At 71.6% G+C, this 22,486-nt stretch carries 23 protein-coding genes and 2 pseudogenes; 11 read left to right on the top strand and 14 right to left on the bottom strand.

All coding sequences use genetic code 11. The features are described 5' to 3' along the window. Positions 1 to 91: 91 nt before the first annotated feature. On the top strand, positions 92 to 1,096 hold the full coding sequence (locus B9S57_RS05560; protein WP_103514393.1) for a Gfo/Idh/MocA family oxidoreductase: 1,005 nt from the start codon (positions 92 to 94) through the stop codon (positions 1,094 to 1,096). A 24-nt stretch (positions 1,097 to 1,120) separates the two neighbouring features. On the opposite strand, the gene B9S57_RS05555 is transcribed toward B9S57_RS05560, so the two are convergent. The 5 genes and pseudogenes from B9S57_RS05555 to B9S57_RS05535 form a co-directional block, all read right to left on the bottom strand. After that, positions 1,121 to 1,540 (bottom strand): PaaI family thioesterase, encoded by a 420-nt coding sequence (locus B9S57_RS05555; protein ID WP_103514392.1) that lies wholly within the window; start codon positions 1,538 to 1,540, stop codon positions 1,121 to 1,123. A gap of 14 nt (positions 1,541 to 1,554) precedes the next feature. Next, positions 1,555 to 1,767 (bottom strand): annotated as a pseudogene (locus B9S57_RS05550) (cytochrome P450); the annotation flags it as partial. 27 nt (positions 1,768 to 1,794) lie between these two features. Beyond that, positions 1,795 to 2,523, bottom strand: coding sequence for a response regulator transcription factor (locus tag B9S57_RS05545; RefSeq protein ID WP_103514537.1), 729 nt, complete (start codon positions 2,521 to 2,523; stop codon positions 1,795 to 1,797). Continuing rightward, positions 2,520 to 3,737, bottom strand: coding sequence for a sensor histidine kinase (locus B9S57_RS05540; RefSeq protein ID WP_103514391.1), 1,218 nt, complete (start codon positions 3,735 to 3,737; stop codon positions 2,520 to 2,522). The genes B9S57_RS05545 and B9S57_RS05540 overlap by 4 nt, the downstream gene beginning before the upstream one ends. Before the next feature lie 210 nt (positions 3,738 to 3,947). Next, positions 3,948 to 4,136, bottom strand: a pseudogene (locus tag B9S57_RS05535) (EamA family transporter); the annotation flags it as partial. Between the two features lie 204 nt (positions 4,137 to 4,340). Between B9S57_RS05535 and B9S57_RS05530 the strand changes: the two are divergent. Further along, positions 4,341 to 5,408 (top strand): site-specific integrase, encoded by a 1,068-nt coding sequence (locus B9S57_RS05530; RefSeq protein WP_258036232.1) that lies wholly within the window; start codon positions 4,341 to 4,343, stop codon positions 5,406 to 5,408. Positions 5,409 to 5,606: 198 nt separating this feature from the next. Next, the gene (locus tag B9S57_RS05525) at positions 5,607 to 7,877 is read left to right on the top strand and encodes a site-specific integrase (RefSeq protein ID WP_258036231.1); all 2,271 of its coding nucleotides are present in this window, start codon (positions 5,607 to 5,609) and stop codon (positions 7,875 to 7,877) included. A 59-nt stretch (positions 7,878 to 7,936) separates the two neighbouring features. On the opposite strand, the gene B9S57_RS05520 is transcribed toward B9S57_RS05525, so the two are convergent. Together B9S57_RS05520 and B9S57_RS05515 are read right to left on the bottom strand one after the other, a co-directional pair. Beyond that, on the bottom strand, positions 7,937 to 8,581 hold the full coding sequence (locus tag B9S57_RS05520) for a barstar family protein (protein ID WP_258036230.1): 645 nt from the start codon (positions 8,579 to 8,581) through the stop codon (positions 7,937 to 7,939). A gap of 128 nt (positions 8,582 to 8,709) precedes the next feature. After that, positions 8,710 to 9,540 carry a DMT family transporter gene (locus B9S57_RS05515; protein WP_258036229.1) on the bottom strand — a complete coding sequence of 277 codons (831 nt, stop codon included), beginning with the start codon at positions 9,538 to 9,540 and terminating at the stop codon, positions 8,710 to 8,712. A 223-nt stretch (positions 9,541 to 9,763) separates the two neighbouring features. On the opposite strand from B9S57_RS05515, the gene B9S57_RS05510 reads away from it, so the two are divergent. The 3 genes from B9S57_RS05510 (at position 9,764) to B9S57_RS05500 (ending at position 11,583) form a co-directional block, all read left to right on the top strand. Continuing rightward, positions 9,764 to 10,408, top strand: a complete 645-nt coding sequence (locus tag B9S57_RS05510) for a TetR/AcrR family transcriptional regulator (RefSeq protein WP_103514388.1) — start codon at positions 9,764 to 9,766, stop codon at positions 10,406 to 10,408. Positions 10,409 to 10,498: 90 nt separating this feature from the next. After that, positions 10,499 to 10,957, top strand: coding sequence for a hypothetical protein (locus B9S57_RS34820; protein WP_219818549.1), 459 nt, complete (start codon positions 10,499 to 10,501; stop codon positions 10,955 to 10,957). A gap of 11 nt (positions 10,958 to 10,968) precedes the next feature. Beyond that, a complete protein-coding gene (locus tag B9S57_RS05500) occupies positions 10,969 to 11,583 on the top strand; it encodes a TIGR03086 family metal-binding protein (protein ID WP_219818548.1) in 615 nt (204 codons plus the stop codon). A gap of 18 nt (positions 11,584 to 11,601) precedes the next feature. Here B9S57_RS05500 and B9S57_RS05495 read toward each other — a convergent pair whose 3' ends face one another. After that, positions 11,602 to 12,222: a dihydrofolate reductase family protein gene (locus B9S57_RS05495; RefSeq protein ID WP_103514385.1), complete on the bottom strand. Its 621-nt coding sequence runs from the start codon at positions 12,220 to 12,222 to the stop codon at positions 11,602 to 11,604. A gap of 223 nt (positions 12,223 to 12,445) precedes the next feature. On the opposite strand from B9S57_RS05495, the gene B9S57_RS05490 reads away from it, so the two are divergent. Further along, positions 12,446 to 13,282, top strand: a complete 837-nt coding sequence (locus B9S57_RS05490) for an aldo/keto reductase (protein WP_103514384.1) — start codon at positions 12,446 to 12,448, stop codon at positions 13,280 to 13,282. Positions 13,283 to 13,403: 121 nt separating this feature from the next. Here B9S57_RS05490 and B9S57_RS05485 read toward each other — a convergent pair whose 3' ends face one another. The 3 genes from B9S57_RS05485 to allB form a co-directional block, all read right to left on the bottom strand. Beyond that, positions 13,404 to 13,733: a putative quinol monooxygenase gene (locus B9S57_RS05485; protein WP_103514383.1), complete on the bottom strand. Its 330-nt coding sequence runs from the start codon at positions 13,731 to 13,733 to the stop codon at positions 13,404 to 13,406. A gap of 108 nt (positions 13,734 to 13,841) precedes the next feature. Further along, positions 13,842 to 14,957, bottom strand: a complete 1,116-nt coding sequence (gene alc / locus B9S57_RS05480) for an allantoicase (RefSeq protein WP_103514382.1) — start codon at positions 14,955 to 14,957, stop codon at positions 13,842 to 13,844. A gap of 2 nt (positions 14,958 to 14,959) precedes the next feature. Beyond that, entirely contained in the window at positions 14,960 to 16,303 is a 1,344-nt protein-coding gene (allB, locus tag B9S57_RS05475; RefSeq protein ID WP_103514381.1) for an allantoinase AllB, read from the bottom strand. Positions 16,304 to 16,635: 332 nt separating this feature from the next. Between allB and B9S57_RS05470 the strand changes: the two genes are divergently transcribed. Beyond that, a complete protein-coding gene (locus B9S57_RS05470) occupies positions 16,636 to 17,439 on the top strand; it encodes an IclR family transcriptional regulator (RefSeq protein ID WP_103514380.1) in 804 nt (267 codons plus the stop codon). Between the two features lie 29 nt (positions 17,440 to 17,468). Here B9S57_RS05470 and B9S57_RS05465 read toward each other — a convergent pair whose 3' ends face one another. Both B9S57_RS05465 and B9S57_RS05460 read right to left on the bottom strand, forming a co-directional pair. Next, positions 17,469 to 18,149 carry an ABC transporter ATP-binding protein gene (locus tag B9S57_RS05465; RefSeq protein ID WP_103514379.1) on the bottom strand — a complete coding sequence of 227 codons (681 nt, stop codon included), beginning with the start codon at positions 18,147 to 18,149 and terminating at the stop codon, positions 17,469 to 17,471. Beyond that, positions 18,146 to 19,225 (bottom strand): ABC transporter permease, encoded by a 1,080-nt coding sequence (locus tag B9S57_RS05460; protein WP_103514378.1) that lies wholly within the window; start codon positions 19,223 to 19,225, stop codon positions 18,146 to 18,148. Before B9S57_RS05460 ends, B9S57_RS05465 begins: the two co-directional genes overlap by 4 nt. 110 nt (positions 19,226 to 19,335) lie before the next feature. Here B9S57_RS05460 and B9S57_RS05455 point away from each other — a divergent pair, with 110 nt between their 5' ends. Together B9S57_RS05455 and B9S57_RS05450 are read left to right on the top strand one after the other, a co-directional pair. After that, a complete protein-coding gene (locus tag B9S57_RS05455; protein ID WP_103514377.1) occupies positions 19,336 to 20,571 on the top strand; it encodes a sensor histidine kinase in 1,236 nt (411 codons plus the stop codon). Then, positions 20,568 to 21,200 carry a response regulator transcription factor gene (locus tag B9S57_RS05450; protein ID WP_103514376.1) on the top strand — a complete coding sequence of 211 codons (633 nt, stop codon included), beginning with the start codon at positions 20,568 to 20,570 and terminating at the stop codon, positions 21,198 to 21,200. Before B9S57_RS05455 ends, B9S57_RS05450 begins: the two co-directional genes overlap by 4 nt. Positions 21,201 to 21,202: 2 nt before the next feature. Here B9S57_RS05450 and B9S57_RS05445 read toward each other — a convergent pair whose 3' ends face one another. Then, positions 21,203 to 21,520 (bottom strand): DUF5955 family protein, encoded by a 318-nt coding sequence (locus B9S57_RS05445; RefSeq protein WP_103514375.1) that lies wholly within the window; start codon positions 21,518 to 21,520, stop codon positions 21,203 to 21,205. A 191-nt stretch (positions 21,521 to 21,711) separates the two neighbouring features. On the opposite strand from B9S57_RS05445, the gene B9S57_RS05440 reads away from it, so the two are divergent. Next, positions 21,712 to 22,317 (top strand): NTP transferase domain-containing protein, encoded by a 606-nt coding sequence (locus tag B9S57_RS05440; protein ID WP_103514374.1) that lies wholly within the window; start codon positions 21,712 to 21,714, stop codon positions 22,315 to 22,317. Positions 22,318 to 22,486: the final 169 nt, after the last annotated feature.

The raw sequence follows: 22,486 nt of genomic DNA, 5'->3' as shown, positions 1-22,486 counted from the left end.
CACGGAGCGTACCCCCTGCCGCCGCGCCGCACCCTTCGATTTGTCAGGACATATAGTTGACAGTGCGCCCGGAGGGCGGCACGTTGGGTCCATGCGCATCGGACTCATCGGCACGGGCAGGATCGGTTCCTTCCACGCGGGTGTCCTGGCACGGCATCCGGAGGTCGCCTCCCTGGTCGTGACGGACATGGACCCCGCTCGTGCCGGGCAGGCCGCGGCGCGGACGGGAGCCACCGCCGTCGCGTCGGCCGAGGCGGTCCTCGCCGCGGGCGTGGACGCCGTGGTGATCACCTCGGCCACCGCAGCGCACGCGGAACTCATCGGCCGGGCGGCGCGGGCCGGGCTCCCCGCCTTCTGCGAGAAGCCGATCGCCCTGGACCTGGCCGGGACACTGGGCGCCCTGCGCGAGGTCGAGCGGGCGGGCAGCGTGCTCCAGCTCGGATTCATGCGGCGGTTCGACGCCGGATACGCCGCCGCTCGCACGGCCGTGCGCGGCGGGGCCCTGGGCCGGCTGCACACCGTACGGTCGGCGACCTCCGACCCCGCTCCCCCGCCCGCCGCCTATCTGCCGCTCTCCGGGGGCCTGTTCAGGGACTGCCTGGTGCACGACTTCGACATCCTGCGCTGGGTGACGGGCCGTGAGGTGACGGAGGTGTACGCCACCGGATCGGACGCGGGCCCCGCGATGTTCCGGGAGGCGGGCGACGTGGACACGGCGGCGGCGCTGCTGACCCTGGACGACAACACCCTCGCCACCGCGACGGCCACCCGGTGCAACGGGGCCGGTTACGACGTACGCATGGAACTGGCCGGCGACAGGGACCAGATCGCCGTCGGTCTCGACGACCGCACGCCGCTCACCTCGGCCGAGCCGCAGGGCCCGCCCGCGCCGGCCGAGCCGTGGCCCGGCTTCCTGGAGCGGTTCGCCCCGGCGTACGAGGCCGAGCTGGACGCCTTCCTCGGCGTCGTGCGCGGCGAGCGGGCGAACCCCTGCGACGGCCGGGAGGCCCTGCACGCGCTGCGGGTCGCCGAGGCGTGCGAGCGCTCGCGCGCGGAGCGCCGCCCGGTGCGGCTCACGGAGATCCCCGGGGCCTGACCAAGGGCCCGCACCGCCTCCGCGTCAGGCCGGCCTTGCGGACAGCACGGTCCCCTGCGCCACCGCGCACAGCGTCTCGGCCCCCTCGTCGTCCACGGTGTACAGGTCGCACCGCACCACCGCCTGGCGACGGCCGGTGTGGACGACCTCGGCGCGGGCGGTCAGGGTGCGTCCGCTCGCCGGGCGGACGTACTGGATGGAGAAACCGCCGGTCAGGACGGCGGGCCCGAGCGTCGTACCGGCGGCGAAGGTGAGCGCGTTGTCGGCGGCGTAGGACACGACACCACCGTGCAGGAAGCCGTTCTGCTGGGTGAGTTCCTCGCGGACGTCGATCTCCAGGACGGCCGTGCCGGCCCCGAACCCCGAGATGCGTGCGCCGACGAGCCCGCTGAAGGGCTGGCTGTCGAGGACCTGTCGTGCCGTGTCGAGCGAGAGTTCGGTCATGGGGCCATCCCACCTCACCAGCGCACCGGCAGGCGACGCACCCCCCGCAGCAGCAGCCCCGGAAGCCAGTCGGGCTCCCCGCCGTCCGGGTGCCGTTCGAGCCCGGGACACCGCTCCAGCAGCGCCTGGATCGCGATGCGGCCCTCCATCCGTGCCGGCGGAGCGCCCGGGCAGAAGTGGATGCCGTGCCCGAAGGCCAGGTGGCCCTGTGCCTGGCGCCGGATGTCGAGGCCCCCTCGTCCGGTCTGACCGGTTCAGCGTAGGCGGCCGCCCTCCGCCCCGTCCTCGTCCTCGTGGAGGAGACCGGCGTCGTGCACCAGCAGGGCGATCTGGACGCGGTTGTCGAGCCCGAGCCGGGTGAGGATGCGGGACACGTACGCCTTCACCGTGGCCACGCTCAGGTGGAGCGCCGCCGCGATCTCCGCGTTGGAGCTGCCGCGCCCGACCGCGGCGGCCACGTCCTGCTCGCGCTCGCCCAGTGCGGAGAGCCGCTGCCGGGCGCGTGCGCCGCGGGCCTGCCGGTCGTCGGCCGGCTCCCCTGCCGCGCGGGCCATGAGCCGCCGGGTGACGGCGGGCGAGAGGACGGGTTCACCGGCCGCGACCCGCAGGACGGCTTCGACGATCTGGGCGGGCGGGGTGTCCTTGAGGACGAAGCCGGCGGCCCCGGCGCGGATGGCCCGCAGGACCTGCTCGTCGGCGTGGAACGTGGTCAGGACGATGACGTCGGGGGCTCCTGGCCGTCGCCGCAGCTCCTCGGTCGCGGCCAGCCCGTCCATGCCGGGCATGCGGAGGTCCATGAGGACGACGTCGGGGTGCGTACGGGCGACAAGGGCGGCGACCTCGGTGCCGTCGGCGGCCTCCCCGACCAGGTCGATGCCTGCGGCGCCGCCGAGCATGAGGGCGAGGCCGGCCCGCACGAGCGGGTCGTCGTCGACGACGGCCAGCCGGACCGGGGGTGCCACCGGGGACGGGGGTGTGCTCATGCCGGCCACGGTAGCCGGGCCCGGACCGTGAAACCGCCGTCGGGCCTCGGCCCGTGGTCCAGGCTGCCGCCCGCCAGGTTGGCGCGCTCGGTCAGCCCGATGAGCCCCTGGCCGGATCCGGGGACGGGCTCGAACGGCCGGGCGGGGGCCGGGTTGCCGATCTCGATGGTCAGCCCGTCCCCGGGTCCGCCGGTCACGGTGACTCCGACGGGGGCCCCGGGGGCATGCTTGCGGGCGTTGGTCAGCGCCTCCTGGGCGATGCGGTAGACCGTGCGCCCCGTGGCCGCCGGCGCGCGGGCCGGCTCGGCGACGGTGTTGTCCAGGGTGACCTCCATGCCGGCCGAGCGGGACTCGTCGACCAGGGCGTCCAGGGTGACGAGGGTGGGCTGGGGCCTGTTGCCCTCGTCGCCCTCGCCCGGGGCGCGCAGTACGCCGATGATCTCGCGCAGGTCCTGCAGAGCTTCGTGGGCGCTGTCCCGGATGACTCCGGCAGCCCTGCCGACCTCGGCCGGGGGCGCGTCGGGCCGGAATTCGAGGGCGCCCGCGTGGACGCTGAGCAGGGTCAGCCGGTGGGCGAGGACGTCGTGCATCTCGCGTGCGATGGCCTCCCGCGCGAGCCGCTGGGCCTGCTCGGCACGGAGCGCGGCCTCGGTCTCGGCCCGGCGCGCGCGTTCGCGCAGGGTGACCACGAGCTGCCGCCGTGACCGTACGACCATGCCCCAGCTGAGGGCGAGCAGGACCAGCAGCGCACCGATGATGACGGACGCCGTGAAGGAGGTGGACGGGTCCGGGCGCAGCATCGGTTGCAGGGGCGCCGCGACGAGCGCGCCCGCGCCGACGACGGCCACCGGCTTGAAGGGCCGGTGCACCGCCAGGCTGAACATCGCGATCAGCATCGCCCCGGCCGCCACCGGTTCCACGATGCTCAGCACGGTGAGGACCGAGCCGACCGCCACAGGCCACCGGCGCCGGACCCAGAGGGCGCAGCAGGCCGCCGCCCCGAGCAGCGAGTCGGCGACCACGACACCGCCGGGCGTGGAGCGGTCGGCGTCGATCGCGGCGAGGACGGCCGTTCCGAACGCGGCGGCGCAGAGGAAGAGCGTGATGTCGACGACCCAGTCCCGCACGGTACGGCGCGGCCGGCCCGAGGGGCCGGGCTCCTCGTGATCGGCCAGCGCCGAGGGCAGCAGCCAGGGGTACTCCGTACGGGTCATGTCGACAAAGCTACGCAAGCGGCAGGCTCTGCCGGGCGCTCCCGCCCCGGGGAGATACCTAAGTCGCACGATCCGATACTTCCGTCGGCGTCGCGCAGACCGGGGGCCGACGCGGACCCGGGGCGGCCGGCTCCAGGCTCGGGCCATGAAAGTCGTGGTGACGGTCGGATTCCTCATGTGCATGCAGGGCGCCGCCGGGCTGCTGCGTGATCAGGCCGCGGCGTCGGCGCGGCGCCTCCCCCACGCGGTACCGGCCAGCACGAGCACCGCGCCCAGCAGGCCGAGCACTCCGAGGCGCTCGCCCCCGAGCGCGATGCCGACGGCGGCGGCCCAGAGGGGTTCCGTGCCGAGCAGCAGGCTGACACGGGACGGCGAGGTGCGCCGCACCGACCACATCTGCTGTGTTAACTGCACCTTCTTTGGCTCGTTGGACGGGGCGATGTACTTCCTCTCCCAAGGAGCCTTTCCTTGCCTCAGGATCTTCACGGCGAGTTGATTGAAGGACGAGCCGATGTACCCCGCGTCGGCTCAGTGATCGAACTCCCCACCGTCCATCCGCCGTACGCCGTCGTTGATGCATCCGGCGAGGTGGTCGATCCGGTCATGTCATACCTGCGGGAACTTGCTCTCGATGACAACCGTCCGCTGACCAGCCGCAGTTATGCCTACGACCTGCTTCGCTGGTTCCGGGTGCTGTGGGTTCTCGAAGTGGCATGGGACCGGGCCACCCAGGCCGAAGCTGCCGCGATGGTCGGCTGGCTACGCGTTGCGGCCAATCCTCAGCGCCGCCGGAGTAATCCGACCACGCCCCCACCGGGATCGGTAAACCCTCGGACCGGCAAGCAGTACCTCAGGGCTGGATACGCGCCGTCCACAATCAACCACGCGCTCACCGTGGTCAGCAGTTTCTACGCGTTCCACCGGCACTACAACCGTGGCCCGCTGGTCAACCCGGTTCCGGGGTCGCTGGCCCGCAGGAGGGCTTTGGCCCATGGCAACCCGATGGAGCCGGTCCCGGCGTTCCGCCGCGCTCGACTGCGGCAGCGGGTTCCGCAGACCGATCCGCGGGCGATTCCCGATGCGATGTGGGACGAGTTCTTCGAGGCCATGACGCATGACCGGGACCGGGCTGCCGTCCTGCTCTACGTCTCCAGCGGCTCGCGGGCCAGTGAACTGCTGGGAGTGACGCCAGGAGACATCGACTGGCCGCGGCAGACGATCTACGTGGTGTCCAAGGGGACGACTGAACGCGAGCCTGTGCCCGCCAGTCCACAGGCTCTGGCCGTGCTCGCCGCCTACCTGGACGAGGTGGGCCTGCCGCCCGCCCACGAGCCGGTGCTGCGGACCCGCCGGGGCCCGGACAAGCCGCTGAGCTACTGGGCTATGCGCCGCATCGTCCAGCGCGCCAACGACAAGCTCTCCACCAACTGGACGCTCCACGACCTGCGTCACACAGCCGCCAAGCGCATGTCCAACGACCCCAGCCTCACTCTCGCCGAGGTACGGGCGATCATGCGGCACTCCGACCTGGCCACCACCGGCCGCTACCTCAACTCCCGGGTCGAGGACCTCTTCGATGCCCTGCAGCAGCACTACAACCGGCCCCGTGTCGAGCGGAGCTTCGCGCCCGGCTACGACCCGGACGACTTCAAGGCGGTGTTCGGTGGTTAACCGAGGCATCCTGGCCGACCGCTACACCAGCCGGAACCGGCGGACCACCGTGCGTGAGGCCGAGGCCCCACATCCGACCCGGTTCGCCAGCGCCCACCTCAAGGCTGCCCCGGCGCCACGGCCCGAGAACCCGCCGTCACCCCTCGGCGACCTGTCCAAGGCCCCATCGCAGAGCTCTGCCGTCTGTCGTCGGAGACGTTGAACGGCAAAACCCGTTCCCTGGGCGAGAAGCGCCGACGCGGCATTCGCATGCTCTTCGGCCACCTGGAAACACTGCCTGGCACCACTTGGCAAGACCGCTGGGAAGCCAGCGGCTTCAACGACGAACAGGCCCCGTCGGTCAACATCCTGGGCCGTCCTGACGGACGCGATCGCAGCGACCTGATCTCGGCCGTGAAATGGGCGTTCTGCGCCCGCATCATCCAGCCCTCCCTGTCGGGCTTCCGCTCCAACAAGTTCGTCGAGTACGGAGAAGCCTTCCGTGAGCTGCAGAACGACCCCCAGCTCGATGCCTACTTCGCCGGCGTGGATGCCGAACCCCGGCTCGACCCCCGGCACCGTATCCGGGCCAAGTTCGACCTGACCTGCGCATTGACGACACAGGGCATCGCCATAGAGCACCTGACGCCATCGGCCCTGCTGCACTACTCGCTGGAGAACCGCCGCCTCGGGTTGACCTACGGGGCGAACAACACGACCAACAAGAAGACGCGGTTCGCGGCTCTTGGGACGTGGGAGATTCTCCACAAGATGGGCCACTTCCCGCCGGGGACTGCTCCGACTCTGCGGACGTTCATCTACAACGGTCAGTACACCGTCGAGGAGCTTGTCGACCGCTATGGCATCCAGCATCCGGGCGTCCGGCAGCTGTTGATCGACTACCTCACCCGTCGACGGGCGGACACCGACTACATCACCGCGGATGGGCTGGCCCGCAACCTGGCCGGGCTCTTCTGGGCCAAGATCGAGGAGATCAATCCCGACCAGGCGGACCTCGCACTCAGCCAGCACGTCTACGACCAGTGGCGGGCCGACCTGCAGTATTGGACCAGAGACAAGACGAAGATCCGCAAGGACGTGGCGTCCATCCTCCTCGCGGTCCGCGGACTCTACGTCGACCTGCACAGCTGGGCCGTCGAGGAGCCCGAGCGGTGGGGCCCGTGGGTGGCCCCGTGCCCGATCCTGCCCCGGGACTTCACCGGGTTCGGCAAGCGCCGCCGTGAGATCAACCGGCGTATGGCCGACCGCACCCGGACCCGTCAGCCCCTCCTGCCCGTCCTGGTCCAGCACCTTGAGGCACGGCACGAGCGGCTGGCAGGCCTGCTCGTTGCCAGCGGCCAGGTCGCTCTGGGAGACGAGTTCGTGCACGCCGGACGGCACTACCGGCGCTCTCACTCCAGAGAAGACCAACGCCGGGCCAAGGTCGGTCTGAGCCTGACCGTCCGGGTCGTCGACACCGCCACCAGCGAGCTCATCAACGTGACACTCGCCGAGGATGCGGCCTTCTGGGAGTGGGCCGCGGTCGAGGTGCTTCGGCACAGCGGTATCAGGATCGAGGAGCTCAGCGAACTCACCCACCTGAGCATCCGCCAGTATCAGCGTCCCAACGGGGAGGTGATCGCCCTCCTGGTCATCGCCCCGTCCAAGAGCGAGCGCGAGCGGGTCATCCCCATGTCAGCCGACCTCTTCCACTCCGTCGCCCAGGTCGTCCGCCGCCACACCCGCGACGGACTGGCCATCCCGCTCGTCTCCCGCTACGACAGCCACGAAAAGACCTGGTCAGAACCGATGCCGTTCCTCTTCCAACGGCAGAACGGCACCGTCCGCGGCGTCCTCGCCCCCGGCACCGTCCTCAACATGCTCGCCCGCACCTGCGAAGAGATCGGCCGCACCAACGAGGCTTTCGCCGAAACGAAGTTCACGCCCCACGATTTCCGCAGACTCTTCGCGACCGAGATCGTCAACGGGGGGCTGCCCATCCACATCGGTGCCGCCCTGCTCGGACACCTGAATCTCCAGACAACTCAGGGTTACGTCGCCGTCTTCGCGGAGGACATCGTCCGCCACTACCAGGAGTTCCTCAACCATCGCCGGTCCCTGCGGTCGCAGGGCGAGTACAGCGAGGTGGCTCCGGAGGAGTGGGCTGAGTTCGAGGATCACTTCGACAAGCGCAAGGTCGAGCTGGGCAATTGTGCTCGCCCCTACGGCACACCCTGCCAGCACGAACACGCCTGCATCCGCTGCCCGATGCTCCAGGTCAACCCCAAGATGCTGTCCCGACTCACGGAGCTCGAAAAGGATCTTCTTGCCCGCCGCAAACGTGCCGAGGAAGAGCAGTGGCTGGGCGAGATCGACGGCATCGACATGACGCTGACGTTTCTGCGCGCCAAGCAAGCTGAAGCAGCCCGCCTCACGCGCAGGCCGGCCGTCGACCTCGGCCTGCCCCGACCCCGTTCCGAAGGAGACTGAAACTCCCCATCACGCGTGGCGACTGGCCTTCCGAAGCCACCAGTTGAAGCAACAAGGAATCACTGCAGGATGACTTGAATGCCCTGCTCCTGGAAGATCTCCAGGAGCAGGTCGAACAAGATTGCCTCGCCTTCGCCGGTGGCCCTGAGTTCCGCCAGCCGTGCCCTGGCCACAGCCGAGTACTGCCACTGCAGGGTGAACGGGGAGGTTGCACCCCAGCCGCCTCTCAAGCAGTCGACGAGAGCATCAAGAGTCCATCCGAAGTATCCGCCGGGTCCATTGATGGCTTCACCGAGCGCGCAGTAGAAGCTGTCCACATCGACGCATTGTCGGCCGTCCAGGGTGAAGACCTGACGTGCGGGAGCGTCGAGCTTCCCTCGACACTGGTACTCCCGCGACCAGAGCGCGACCGACAACCAGGCGTGTCTATCCACGGGATCGAGAACGTGCCACATGCCCGTGCGGTTCAGGCGACCCGTGCGGATCAGGTCCCATATCTCGCCTGCTCCAGGCAGGGCTTGATCACACCAGAGAGTCACCGTGACGTCTACGAGGCCGGCTCCGCGGGCGGAGGGCCGGACGTCAACGACAGTGACGTCGTTGACGAAGTAGGACCCCATGGTGGCGCCCTCGGCGTCGAGGATGTCGATCCAGGCATTCCCCGCCAGGGCGCGACGACTGCCAACGTGGTCCAGGCTCTTCAACAGGCCGCCCTGCGGGAGGCAACCTACGAGGTGCACTCGGCGTGCTCCCTCTTCTTCCTGAAGGGGCGTGAACAACCCCTCGGCCTCGTGAGAAAAGCCCCAGAAGTCGGCGTCGTCCTCGTCTGGGGTCAGAGCGTACTTCTGCCCCGCGCTGCCCCGGCCTGGTGTTCGCATCGCTCTCCCAATGAGAGCGCTGATCTTACTCGTGAGGCTGAAGTGCAGAGAAGCACGAAGAACGCGAACAGCGTGCAGAAGACGGACAGGAAGAGCAGCCCCGCCCACTCTCCGGCGCCGAAGCCGGCGGCCACGGTCCAGGGAGCGGCGCCGGTCCCGGGCACGGCGGCCAGCACGGCGAAGACGGCGACCGCACTGGCGAGCTGCACCGTGGTCAGGGAGAGGGAGTCGGCGCCCTGGACCGCCTTGATCCGCACCATCGCCAGGACGTGGACCGTACGGGCGAGGGCCGCGAGCAACATCAGGAGGTCGCCCGTCGAGGGGCTGGTGAAACCGCCACCCTGGGTCAGGAGCACGACTCCGGCGACCGAGAGGCCGGCCGCCGCCAGGAAGGACGCCGGCGGGCGGACGCGGGTCACGGCCGCCTCCGCGAGCGGGGTGAAGATCATCGTGAGGCTGATGATGAGTCCGGCGTTGGTCGCCGACGTGTGCACGACGCCGTAGGTCTCCAGCAGGAAGATCCCGCTGAGCACCAGCCCCAGCAGGCCCGCGCCCCGCCACTGCGCACCGCTCAGCGCGCGCAGCCCGCGCCACCCTGCGACGGCCAGGGCGGGCAGCACGATCGCGAAGCGGAGCACGAGGACGGCGATCACGGTGTGCGTCGTCGTGATGCCCTTGGCGGCGAGGTAGCTGGCCCCCCAGACGGCGGCGACCAGCAGAAGCGGCAGGTCGGTGACCCAGGCGCGGCGGGACGGGGCGAGCGCGGGCAGGACGGCAGAGGACACGTGGTGCTCCTGGTTCTCCACAGCGGGAACGATGTGGAGACCTCGCCGGCTCACACGCGGAGCGGTCACCGTACCGAACGGACGACCCCGTCGGGAACCCGCGTCCGCAGGGCGATCCGGCTACCTGTTCGCAAGGGTCGTCCCTGGCCGAAGCGGTCTCCCGGCCGCGCCGACTCCTCCTAGAATGTCGGTCCTGGGACGCTCGGACACACGGAGTTGGCACATGGGTGGAGCGCGGCTGGACGGACGGGTCGAGCGGGGGAACCAGACCAGGCAGCTGGTGCTGGGGCGCGCGGTCCACGTCGCCTCGACCGAGGGGCTGGAGGGTCTGTCGCTCGGCCGGCTGGCCACGGAGCTCAAGCTGAGCAAGAGCGGCGTCTTCGCCCTCTTCGGCTCCAAGGAGGAGTTGCAGCTCGCCACGGTGCGCGCCGCCGTGACCGTCTTCGTCGAGCACGTGCTGACGCCGACCCGGGCCGCGGCTCCGGGGCTGGGCCGGGTCTGGCGGATGTGCGAGAGCTGGCTCTCCTACTCCCGGAGCCGGGTGTTCAGCGGCGGCTGCTTCTTCTACGCGACGATCGCCGAGTTCGACTCACGGGAGGGCAAGGTGCACGACGCGTTGGCCTCCACCCAGACGGGCTGGGTGACCTTCGTGGAGGAGACCGTCGAGGAGGCCCGGGTCCGGGGCGAACTCGCCGCGGACACGGACGTCTCCCAGCTGGCCTTCGAGCTCATCGCGTTCATGGAGCTGGCCAACGCGGAATCCGTCCTGCACAACAACAGCCCCGGCTACACCAAGGCGGCACGGGCCATCCTGGGGCGGCTGCGCGCCGCGGCCACGGAGCCCTCCCTGCTGCCGGAGGCGCCCTGAATATACATGCACGACCGTTCGTATAGTTGTATGGTCGACGGAAGGTCCGGACGGTGGTCCGGCCCGTCCGCATCGGCGAAAGGTCCGGGCATGCCCTCCGGCATCTGGAAGACCTCATGGAAGAACGGTCCGGCCGCGCACACCACGGGCCCCGGCTCACGCGTCGTCGTCAGCATCACCGAGTTCAGCACGCACCGCCCCTGGGGTACGCCCGCCGTCGCCGTCGAGGGCATGCGGCTCCGGCGCGGCTGGCCACGGACGCCCGGAGCGGTCGCCGTCCGGCTCTGGATGGAACCCGGCCCCCGTATGAACCGGTCGGGGTCGGTCACGGTATGGGCCGACGAGGCTTCGCTGACGCGGTTCGTCGCCCGGCCCGACCACATGCGGATCGTCCGTGCGTTCCGTGGACGCGGAGTGATGCGGTCCGTCCTCCGCGACACAACCCTGGGCGCTCCTGCCGACGGCCTCCCGCCGGCCGTCGGCGTCGGACTCGCACCGCTCTGGGCGGACGCCGAGCGAATCCTGGCCGGAGTCGACCCGTGGAGCTGAGAGGGGCACCCGTGGACATCGTCGCGCTCGACCGCGCCGCCGTCCTGGAGTCCGTCCGCCTCGTGGACGAGGCCTGCCCGGGCGACTGGCGGCGGCAGACCCCGTGCGACCGGTGGAACCTGCGTGAGCTGGTGGAGCATATGGCCGCACAGCACCACGGTTTCGCGGCGGCCGCGCGCGGACAGGGAGCGGACGCCGCGGCCTGGCGGCCCCCGGAGCTCGGGGACGACCCGGCCCGCGCCTACCGGACGGCCGCGACGGCCGCCCTGGACGCCTTCGCCTCCCCCGGCCTGCCCGACAGGCAGTTCGCCCTGCCGGAGATCACCCCGCGGACGGTGCCCGGTCTCCGGGCCGTCGGCTTTCACCTCATCGACTACGTGGCGCACGCCTGGGACGTCGCCACCGCGCTGGGAGTGCCCGCCCGCCTGCCGGAACCCCTGCTCCGTGCGGCCCTGCCGATCGCCCGTGCCGTGCCCGACGGCGACGTACGGCGCGCGCCGGATGCGGCGTTCCGCCCGGCTCTCACTCCGGACGGGGGACTCCGTCCCGACGCGTCCGGCACGCTGTCCCTCATCCTGGCGGCCCTGGGCCGCAGCCCCGGCTGGACACCCCCGCGAGGACCGTGACCCGCGGTCCGGTCTGCCTCACATGTCCCCGACGGTCCCGAACCGCGCCCGCCCGGCGGGCCGGTAGGTGTGGATGCTGATGCCGCTGCCGGTGGACCGCAGGTCGGTCAGCTCGAATGCCCTCGGCTGCCCGCCGTCGGGGAGAAGCCGTCTTCCGCTGCCCAGGTGGACCGGATAGACGAGCAGGTTGATCTCGTCGATCAGACCGTGGGGCATGAGGGACTGCGCGAGTACGCCGCTTCCGTGGATCTGCAGCTCGCCCTCCGCCGTCTCTTCCTTCAGCCGTGCGATCCGGGCGGGCACGTCGCCGGGGACGACGGTGGTGTTCTCCCACGCGGGGTCGGTCAGGGTCGTGGAGACGACGTGCTTGGGCAGCGTGTTGAGACGGGAGGCGATCGGGTCCAGCGGGTCGGTGACCCGGGGCCAGTAGGCCGCGAAGATGTCATACGTGCGCCGTCCGAGGAGGAAGGCGCCCGAGCGGTCGAAGACCTCGTTCATGAACACCCCCATGTCCCCGTCCGCGAAGGGCGCCACCCAGCCGCCGTACGCGAACCCGCCGGTGGTGTCCTCGTCGGGACCCCCAGGCGCCTGCATCACACCGTCGAGGGACACGAACGTGGTGAGAGTCAGCTTCGCCATGGTCCTGCTCCTTCGCCTCGCCGCCCCGGGGCATGGCGGCCCGTGCACATCCACCTGCCTCGACCCACTTTCGGCCGGAACGCGTCGGCACGCCCGGTGAACTCCGCCGCCCTGCCTCCCCACGGGTCACGCGGAGCGGAGCGGACCGTGGCCGGGTCGCGGGCCGCTGCCCGGCGGCCGTCCTACGCTGGCGGGAACGGCACGCGAAAGAGATGGGGAGACCATGAGCCAGACACCGACCCCGGTCCGCAACCTCCACGACGGCAGCACCGTCCCCGCGGTGGGCCTCGGCACCTGGCCGCTCGACGACGAGGCGGCCGAGAAGGCCGTCGCCGGTGCGCTGGAGGCCGGCTACCGGCTCGTGGACACCGCGCTGAACTACCGGAACGAGACCGGCACCGGCCGCGGAATCGCACGCTCGGGGGTACCGCGGGAGGAACTCTTCGTCACGACCAAGGTGCCCGGGCGGCACCACGGGTACGAGGAGACACTGGCCTCGTTCGAGGAGTCCCGGAGCAATCTGGGGCTGGACCACGTCGACCTGTATCTCATCCACTGGCCGCTGCCCCGCGTGGACAGGTACGTGGACACCTGGAAGGCGATGATCAAGCTCCGCGAGGACGGTCTCGTACGCTCCATCGGCGTCTCCAACTTCACGGCCGAGCACCTGGAGCGGCTGGAGCGGGAGACGGGGGTGCTGCCGGTGGTGAACCAGATCGAGATGCATCCGCTGCTCCCGCAGGAGGAGCTCCGGGCCGTGCACGCGGCGAAGGGCATCGTCACGGAGAGCTGGAGTCCGCTGGCCCGGGGCCGCCAGGTGCTCGAGACCCCGGAGGTGATCGCCGCCGCCGAGGCGCACGGGGTGACACCGAGCCAGGTCGTGCTGCGGTGGCACACCCAGCTGGGTGCGGTGCCGATCCCGAAGTCCGCCGACCCCGGGCGGCAGCGGGAGAACCTCGACCTGTTCGGCTTCGAGCTGACCCGGCAGGAGCTGGACCGGATCGGTGCGCGGCCGTCACACCGCTTCGGCGGGGACCCCGAGACGCACGAGGAGTTCTGAGGCGGCGGCCGGAGGGTCTGCCGTCGGCCACGGCTGACGCAGGCCAAGGCTGCCGGCCCTGACGGCGGCCCCGGCCGACCGTGGCGGCCGGACCTGACGCCGGCCCCGCCGACGGTGGCGGTCACCGGTTGCGGGGGGTGACCTCCGACATGCGGGACCAGTCGTCCCCGGGCACCTCGACGTTGATGATCTCCGGGATCTCGCTGACGAGCTCGGACATGGTGTCGATCGCGGCCTTGAAGTGGTCGGAGTTCACGTGCGCCACGCCCGCCTCCTGCGAGGCGAACGCCTCCAGCAGGACGAACTGGTCCGGGTTCTCGACGCTGTAGGACCAGTCGAAGAAGAGGTTGCCCGGCTCCTGACGGGTGGCGAGGGTGAAGTCCTCCACGGCCGGGAGCCAGTTGTCCCGCTCGGCGGTACGCACGGTGAACTTGACGGCGATGAAGATCATGGCGGCTCCTGGTCGGGACGGCGACGTCCCGACCAGGGTCCCATACACGCCCAGGCCGGTCATGAACCGGCACACCCGGCCGTGGACCGCGGGAAGGGCCCGCGCAGGTCAGCCACCGAGCGCCTCATGACGCGCCGTCAGCCGCGCGGTGCCCTCCTCGGTCAGCGAGCCGAAGAGCCGCAGCCGGGAGATGCCGCCGTCCGGGAAGATGTCGATCCGGACGTGGGTGCCGCGCACGGGCTCCGGGAGGACGAAGCGGTGGTTCGTGTCGGGCTGGAGCCGGGTACGCGGCAGGAGTTCGGCCGGATCGCCGCCCTCCCCGTCGCTCACCGAGATCTCCGCCCATCCGGCCGCGTTGCCCTTCAGACAGGCGGTGTCGATCTCGACCGCCCGGATCTCGGCCTGCTCGGCCAGCCGGTAGCGGATCCAGTCGTTGCCCGTGTCGCGCCGGCGGCGGGTCTCCCAGCCGTCGTCCATCTTGCGGGAGCGGCCCGGCGCGATGGTGTTCGTGGCCGGTGAGTAGAAGCGGTCGGAGGCGTCCTCGACCTCGCCGCCGTTCTCCAGGGCCACCACGTCGAACGTACCGAGGGCGGCCAGCCACGCGGGGTCGGGCGCCACCTCGCCGTGGACGCGCAGACGGGCTATGCCGCCATCGGGGTGCTGGTTGACCCGCAGGTGGGTGAAGCGCTGCCCGGCGTCGACCGTGAAGCCGTTCGCCGCGTGGCCGCCGACGGCCGTACGGGGCACGAGGGTCGTCCACTTCACGCCGGGCGCGAGGAGGTCCTCGGGGGACGGGGAGCCGGGCAGCGAGGTCGCCTCGACGGAGACCGACTGGGGGTAGTTGCCCCGGAAGTGGGCGGTGTCGACGATCAGCCCGCGCACCACACCGGGGGCGCCCAGGCGCACGAGGGCCCAGTCGTGGTCCGCGTCGGTGGGGTGCGGCTCCTCCGCGCCCGCACCGCGCCGGCGGCGGGTCTCCCAGCCGTCCATGATCTTGCCCTTGTGCCCGAAGCGCTCCGGGTCGAACACGGCGGGCTCCGGCTCGAGGAGGTTCTCCCGCTCGGCGAAGAACTCGTCGTTGGCGGCGATGACACCCGCGCCGAGCCGCCGGTCGGCGAGGTCCACGAGGTGGGTGAACGGGAAGTCGGCCGTGCGGTAGTCGGCGTACGGGTCGCCGCCCCCGTACGGGCTCGCGTCACCGGTGAAGTGCGGGGTCGCCGACATGGTCAGTGGTTCCTTTCGAGGAGGCGGCCGGTGGGTTCGGCGAGTACGCCGTCGGCCGCGATCCGCTCTCCGCGCAGCCAGGTGGACCTGACGACGCCGTGCAGGGTCTTACCGGCGTAGGCGGTGACCTGGTTGCGGTGGAAGAGCCCGGCGGGGTCGACGGTGAAGGTCTCGTCCGGCGCCAGGACCGCGAAGTCGGCGTCCCGTCCGGCCTCGATGGCACCCTTGCGGGAGAGCCCGGCGAGCTGTGCCGGCGCGGCGGACATCCACCGCACGACGTCCTCCAGGCCGTGACCGCGCCGGCGCGCCTCGGTCCAGATCGCGGGCAGCCCCAGCTGGAGCGAGGAGATGCCACCCCACGCGGAGGCGAAGTCCGGGGTCTTCAGATCCGTGGTGCAGGGCGAATGATCGGAGACGATGCAGTCGATCGTGCCGTCCGCGAGGCCGGCCCACAGCGCGTCCTGATTGGCGGCCTCCCGGATCGGCGGGCAGCACTTGAACTCCGTCGCCCCGTCCGGCACCTCCTCCGCGGTCAGCGTCAGGAAGTGCGGACACGACTCGACCGAGACCCGGACGCCTTCCGCCTTCGCCGCCGCGATCAGCGGGAGCGCGTCCGACGAGGAGAGGTGCAGCACGTGGATCCGGGCGTTCAGCCGGCGGGCCTGGGCGATCAGGTTCTCGATCGCGGTGTTCTCCGCGTCCCGGGGCCGGGAGGCCAGGAAGTCGGCGTACTTCTCCCCGCTCTTCTGCGGGGCGGACGCCAGGTGGTGCGGGTCCTCCGCGTGCACGATCATCAGACCGCCGAACCCGGCGATCTCCGCGAGGGAGTTGGCGAGCTGCTCCTGATCGAGCTCGGGGAACTCCTCCACCCCCGAGGGGGAGAGGAAGCACTTGAAGCCGAAGACACCGGCATCGTGGAGCGACCGGAGATCCTTGACGTTGTCGGGCAGCGCGCCACCCCAGAACCCGGTGTCGATGTGCGCCTTGGGCCGGGCGACCTCCTGCTTGACCCGCAGGTTGTCCACCGTGGTGGTCGGCGGCAGCGAGTTCAGCGGCATGTCGAGCAGGGTCGTGATGCCGCCGGCCGCCGCCGCGCGGGTGGCGGTCCAGAAGCCCTCCCACTCGGTACGGCCCGGATCGTTCACATGGACATGGGTGTCGACAAGTCCCGGCAGCAGGACGTCGTCGCCGAAATCCTCCAGCCGGGCACCCTCCGGCACCTCGGTCTCGTACGGCAGGACCGCCTCGATCGCTCCGTCGGCGACGAGGACCGCTGCGGCGCGGGTTCCCTCGGGGGTGACGACGCGCGTCGAGCGGAGTACCAGCTTCACGTCCACACCGGACACCTGTGCTCCTCACGCAGTTCAACGTTTTGTTGAAGGAGTCTTCACTCGGGAAAGCGACCCCGTCAAGACCTCGCCTCCCCTGCCACAGGACCAGTGGACCACGAGGAGCGCCGATTGGAGATTTCCACGAAGTAAAAGTTTACTTTCGACATGCGGAACGTAGAATGGGCCAGGAGCGGCATCACCGCGCTTCGCGCCGAACGCGGGCCCGACCGCCGACACCAGGACAAAACAGGTCCTGACCGGCAAGGACGCCGCACCGGGAGCAGTGGGCCGATCGGGAGCAGCCCGGTAGGCTGCTGCCTTGCCTCCGCCTCGAAAGGACCGTTGACGTGCCGCCGTCCCACGCCAGCACTTCCGACTCCAAGCCCGCCGGCCCCAGTGGCGGTGTGCAGTCCCTCGAACGCGCCTTCGATCTCCTGGAGCGTATGGCGGATGCCGGGGGCGAGGTCGGACTCAGCGAGCTCTCCGCGAGCAGCGGGCTCCCGCTCCCGACGATCCACCGGCTGATGCGCACCCTGGTCGTCTGCGGCTACGTGCGCCAGCAGCCCAACCGGCGTTACGCCCTCGGCCCGCGGCTGATCCGCCTCGGCGAGTCCGCGTCCCGGCTGCTGGGCACCTGGGCACGGCCCTATCTGCAGCGCCTGGTCGAGGAGACCGGCGAGACGGCGAACATGGCACTGCTCGACGGGGACGAGATCGTCTACGTCGCCCAGGTGCCGTCGAAGCACTCGATGCGGATGTTCACCGAGGTCGGCCGCCGGGTCCTGCCCCACTCGACCGGCGTCGGCAAGGCACTCCTCGCGCACACCCCGGCGGACGAGGTCCGCGCACTGCTGGCCCGGACGGGCATGCCCTCGGCCACGGAGAAGACGATCACCACGCCGGACGGCTTCCTCGACGCTCTCGAACAGGTGCGCAGGGCGGGGTACGCGGTGGACGACAACGAGCAGGAGATCGGGGTGCGCTGCCTCGCGGTCCCGGTGCCCGACTCCCCCACCTCGGCCGCCATCTCCATCTCCGGACCCGCGGGCCGGGTGACGGAGGCGGCGACCGAGCGGATCGTGCCGATCCTGCAGCAGATCGCGAAGGAGCTCTCCGAAGCGCTGGCGAGCAGCGGCGGATCGGCGGGCTGACGCCGCGCTCCTGCCCTCCTTTCGGCCCCTCAGGCCGGGGCGGGCAGGGACAGACGGCCGTCCTCCATGCTCACCGTCCCGTCCACCCTCTCCAGGTGCGCACGGTCGTGGGTGACCATGACCGTGGCCGTGGAGCGTTCCCGGGTCAGGCCGAGAAGCAGGTCGAGGACAGCCGCGCCCCGGACGTGGTCCAGGGCGCTGGTCGGCTCGTCGACGAGCAGCACCGCCGGTTCGTTCATCAGGGCGCGGGCGATGTTGATCCGCTGGCGCTGGCCTCCCGACATCTGGTGCGGCCTGCGGCTCGCCCGGTCGGCCAGGCCGACCGCGTCCAGGAGGTCCATGGCCCGGCCCCGGGACGCGCGTAGGGAGCCGTGCGACAGATGTGCCATCACCTGGAGCTGCTCCACGGCCGTGAGGGACGGCAGCAGATGGGGCTGCTGGAAGACGATGCCGATGCGGTCCCGGCGCAGGGCGGCCTGGTCGGCGCGGCTGAGCCCCGCGGTCTCCGTACCGGCGACGACGACGCGCCCCTGGTCCGGGGTGACGAGTGTGGCCGCCACCGCGAGGAGGCTGGACTTGCCCGACCCCGACGGCCCGACGACCGCCGTGAGTGTGCCCGCCGGCACGTCCAGGGAGACCCGGTCGAGCGCGGTGAGCCGGGTGTCGCCGTCGGGGTAGGTGAGCGTGACATCGGTGAGGGTGAGCGTCATCGGGCACTCCCGAGTGCGGTGAGGGGGTCGACGGCGGTGATCCGCCGGACGGACAGGGCGGCCCCGAGTGCGCCGAGGACGATCATCACGCCGGCCGGGACGAGCACGGTCGACGCGTCGAGGACGAAGGGCACGGCGCCGCCGTCCCCTCCGACCAGCGCGCCGATCCCCGAGGCGAGCCCGGTCCCGATCGCCGTACCGGCGACCAGCAGGACCACGGCCTGCCCGAGCGCGTCCTTCAGCAGGTACGGGGTGGAGGCTCCCAGCGCCTTGAGCACGGCCACGTCACCGCTGCGCTGGATCGTCCAGACGGTGAAGAAGGCGCCGACGACGAGCGCGGAGATGGCGAGGAGGAAGCCCTGCATCAGCTGGAGCGAGCCGTTCTCGGCCTGGTAGGAACCGATCGCCGTGAGGGAGTCCGCCAGGGACAGTGTGCTGGTGCCGGCCGCCTCGTCCCCGGCGGCGAGGTCGGCGCCACCGCTCGTGGTCAGGGCGATCACGGTCGCCTGCCGACCGGTGCCCGCGATGCGCTGCCAGTCGACGAGCGAGGTCCACACCACCGGGGTGTGGCTGTACGAGGCGTCGCCCCCGACGGCGGACACGGTCATCCGGGAGCCACCGAGGGCGAGCGCGTCACCCGCCCGTACGCCGAGTTCACCGGCCGCCTTCGCGGACAGCACGAGCCGGCCCGCCCCCACGCCGGAGGGCGCGAGCCCGCTGTCCGGCTCGGCGCCGAACACCGACACGGCGGCCGTGCGCCTCCCCCCGCCCGCGGAGGCGTTCAGGGTCCGGATGCCCAGCGGCCGGGCGGAGGAGACCCCCGGCTGCTCCGCCCAGGTGTGCCAGGCGCTCTCCTCCACGGCCGAGCCGGAGAAGGAGACCGAACGGCCGTCGGGCGGCGCGGCGAACGCGATGCGGTCGGCGTCCAGCCCGGTGACGGCCGAGGTGTTCTCCCGGCCCAGACCCGCCGTGAGGCCCGACAGCAGCCCGACGAGCAGCGTGATCAGCACGACGACCGTCCCCATGAGGGCGAAGCGGCCCCTGGCGAACCGTAGATCTCTCCATGCGACAAACATGGCTCCAGACTCGGGTGGCGGGCCCGCGGAGGCATCGCGCGCCGGACGGGCCCCACATCAACCTTTCGGTTGACCGGCCCGGCGCCGGACGCGTCTACGCTGGAACGACCATGGACCTGCGAGCCCACGCCCCCGTCACCACCGCACTGCGGTTCTGTCTGCACGCGCTGCTGGTGGGGCTGCTCGCGCTCGCGGCGCTGCGCGCGGCCGGGGACGGCACCGCGCACACCGCGGCCGTCGTCGTGCCGGCCGGCCTGATGGCCGCCCTGTACGCGGCGGGCGTGCTCGCCCCCGCCGTCCAGCCGCACACCCGGGCCGCCCGCCTCTGGCTCGCCGCGCTGGGTGTGGTGTGGCTGGCGCTGCTCGCCCTGTCGCCCGAAGCGCTGTGGGTGGCCTTCCCCCTCTACTTCCTGCAGCTGCACCTGCTGCCGCCGCGCTCGGGGCTGCCCGCCGTCGCCGTCACGGCCGCGGCGGCGATCGCCGGCTTCGTGCTGCACGGACAGGAGGTCACCGCGGGAGCCTTCATCGGTCCGCTGCTCGGTGCGGCGGTGGCCGTCGCGACCGTACGGGGATACGAGGCGCTGTTCCGCGAGAGCGAGCGCCGCCGCGAGGTCATCGACGAGCTCGTCTCCACACGGGCGGAGCTCGCCGTCGCGGAGCGCACCGCGGGGACTCTGGCCGAGCGGGAGCGACTGGCCCGGGAGATCCACGACACCCTCGCCCAGGGGCTGTCGAGCATCCAGCTCCTACTGCGGGCCGCCGAGCGTTCGCTCCCCGAGGACGCGACCGCGACCGCGCACGTCCGGCGCGCCCGTGAGGCGGCCCAGGACAACCTCGCCGAGGCCCGCCGCTTCGTCCGGGCGCTGACCCCGCCGGACCTGGAGCGGGGCTCCCTGGCGGCGGCTCTGTCCCGTCTCTCGTCGCGCAGCTCGGCGCCGGACCTCACGGTGCAGTTCGCCGTGAGCGGCAGGCCGGTCGAGCTGCCCACGCCCTACGAGGTGGCGCTGCTGCGCACCGCGCAGTCGTCGCTGGCCAACGCGGTCCAGCACTCCGGGGCGCGGCGGGCGGAGATCACTCTCAGCTTCATGGAGACGTCGGTCTCCCTGGACGTGGTGGACGACGGCCGGGGCTTCGACGCGGCCGCCGCGCCGGCGCGCACGTCCGGCGGCGGCTTCGGGCTGCTCGCGATGCGCGCGCGGGCCCGGTCGCTGGGCGGGACGCTGAGTGTGGAATCGGGTCCCGGCCAGGGCACGGCCGTCGCCGTCACCCTGCCGCTCCCGGCCGCCGACGTGCACGGCCCCGCGGGGGCGGAGAGCACCCAGGACGCGGAGGGCAGGGCCGCATGACCGACCCGATCCGGCTGCTCCTCGCCGACGACCACCCGGTGGTGCGGGCAGGGCTGCGCGCGGTCCTGGACACCGAGCCGGACTTCCAGGTCGTCGCCGAGGCCCCCACCGCGGAACGGGCCGTCGCCCTGGCCGCGACCGGCGTGTGCGACGTGGTCCTGATGGACCTGCAGTTCGGCGCGGGCATGCACGGGGCGGAGGCCACGGCGGCGATCACGGCCGCCGCGGACGCCCCCCGCGTGCTGATCCTCACCACGTACGACTCGGACGCCGACATCCTGGCCGCCGTCGAGTCGGGCGCGGGCGGCTACCTGCTGAAGGACTCCCCGCCCGAGGAGCTGGCGGCTGCGGTGCGCACGGCGGCCGCAGGCCGCTCGGCGCTCGCTCCCGCGGTGGCGCACCGGCTGATGGACCGGATGCGGACACCGGCCCAGGCCTTGACCAAGCGCGAGCTGGAGGTGCTCAGGCTGGTCGGTGAGGGCCTGTCGAACCAGCAGATCAGCAAGCAGCTCTTCCTGAGCCAGGCAACGGTGAAGTCCCATCTGGTGCACATCTACGCCAAGCTCGGCGTCGACTCACGCACATCGGCGGTGGCGGCGGCGACCGCTCGCCGCCTGATCCGCCGCTGACGTCACGAGAGGCGCGGGGGCTCCCCGAAGAGCTCGACGGCCACCCGTACGTCCCTGAGGCCCGGGGCGAGCGCGCTGACCGAACCGATCGCCCCCACGACCAGCAGCAGCGAGCGGCGCAGCCGGGGGATCTCCGGCCTCCCGCTGACCGCCATGGAATCCAGGGCCGCCAGCTCGTCCTCGGCGATGCCCCGGTCCGGGAACTCGGCAGGGTGCCCGGCCAGTTCACGGCGGAGCCGGGAGACAGCCGTACGCAGCTCCGTCACTCTCGGATCCTCGTCACTGCCGGTCAACTGCTCCTGCCCCACGCTTCGCAACAAAGCACTCCCCCTCGCACGTCATCGTGCCGGTGTGTCCACCCCGCCCCGGGCACCGGCCAAGTGCCTGGGGCCGTGCGCAAGTTAACGCCATCAAAGGTGGCGTGCGCCACAGTGCGGGCCCGGAACGAGGGTACCCCTGAGGGGTGACACTCCTTCCGCGGGTACGGACAGCACAGTGGTATCCAGGGCGCATGCCTCATACAGAACAGATCCCCACGGTCGCCGGAGTGCTGCTCGCGGCGGGCGGCGGGCGCCGCCTGGGCGGCCGGCCGAAGGCCCTGCTGGAACACCGCGGCCGCCCCCTCGTCGAACACGCGGCACGGGCGCTGCGCAACGGCGGCTGCGGCCCCGTCCACGTCGTGCTGGGCGCGGCGGCCGACGAGGTACGGGCACGGGCGGACCTCTCGGCGTGCACGGTGACGGTGAACCCGCAGTGGGAGGAGGGCATGGGGTCCTCCCTCAGGGCAGGGCTGGGCGCGCTCACGGGCTCGGCCGCGGACGCCGCACTGGTGCTCCTGGTCGACCAGCCGGGCATCGGGGCCGAGGCGGTGGCGCGCGTCCGCTCCGCCTACCTGTCCCGGACGACCCTGGCGGCCGCCGCGTACGACGGCGAGCGCGGGCACCCGGTGCTGTTCGGGGCCGACCGGTGGGCGGACATCGCGTCGGGCGCGCTCGGCGACCAGGGGGCCCGGGGCTATCTGCGGGCGCACCGCGATGCGATCACGCTCGTCGAATGTTCCGATGTGGCTCAGGCGTACGACATCGACACGACGGAGGACCTGACACACCTGGAGTGACCCGGCACGCCGGGGTGAACCGTCCGTGCAGGACCTGGCACGCCGCGCCACCACGGCGGCACTTCTGTCGACCCGGAGAATCTCGACATCAACAAACCATTGAACTTCCACCATGAGGAAACTAATATCCACTGATCAGAAGCATGCGGCACGCACGCCACATCGCTTC

Origin of the sequence: Streptomyces sp. SM10, from assembly GCF_002910915.1 — a bacterium.
Classification (GTDB): domain Bacteria; phylum Actinomycetota; class Actinomycetes; order Streptomycetales; family Streptomycetaceae; genus Streptomyces.
The sequence above is the reverse complement of the archived record's forward strand: the minus strand, read 5'-3'. Positions and strand labels throughout refer to the sequence as shown.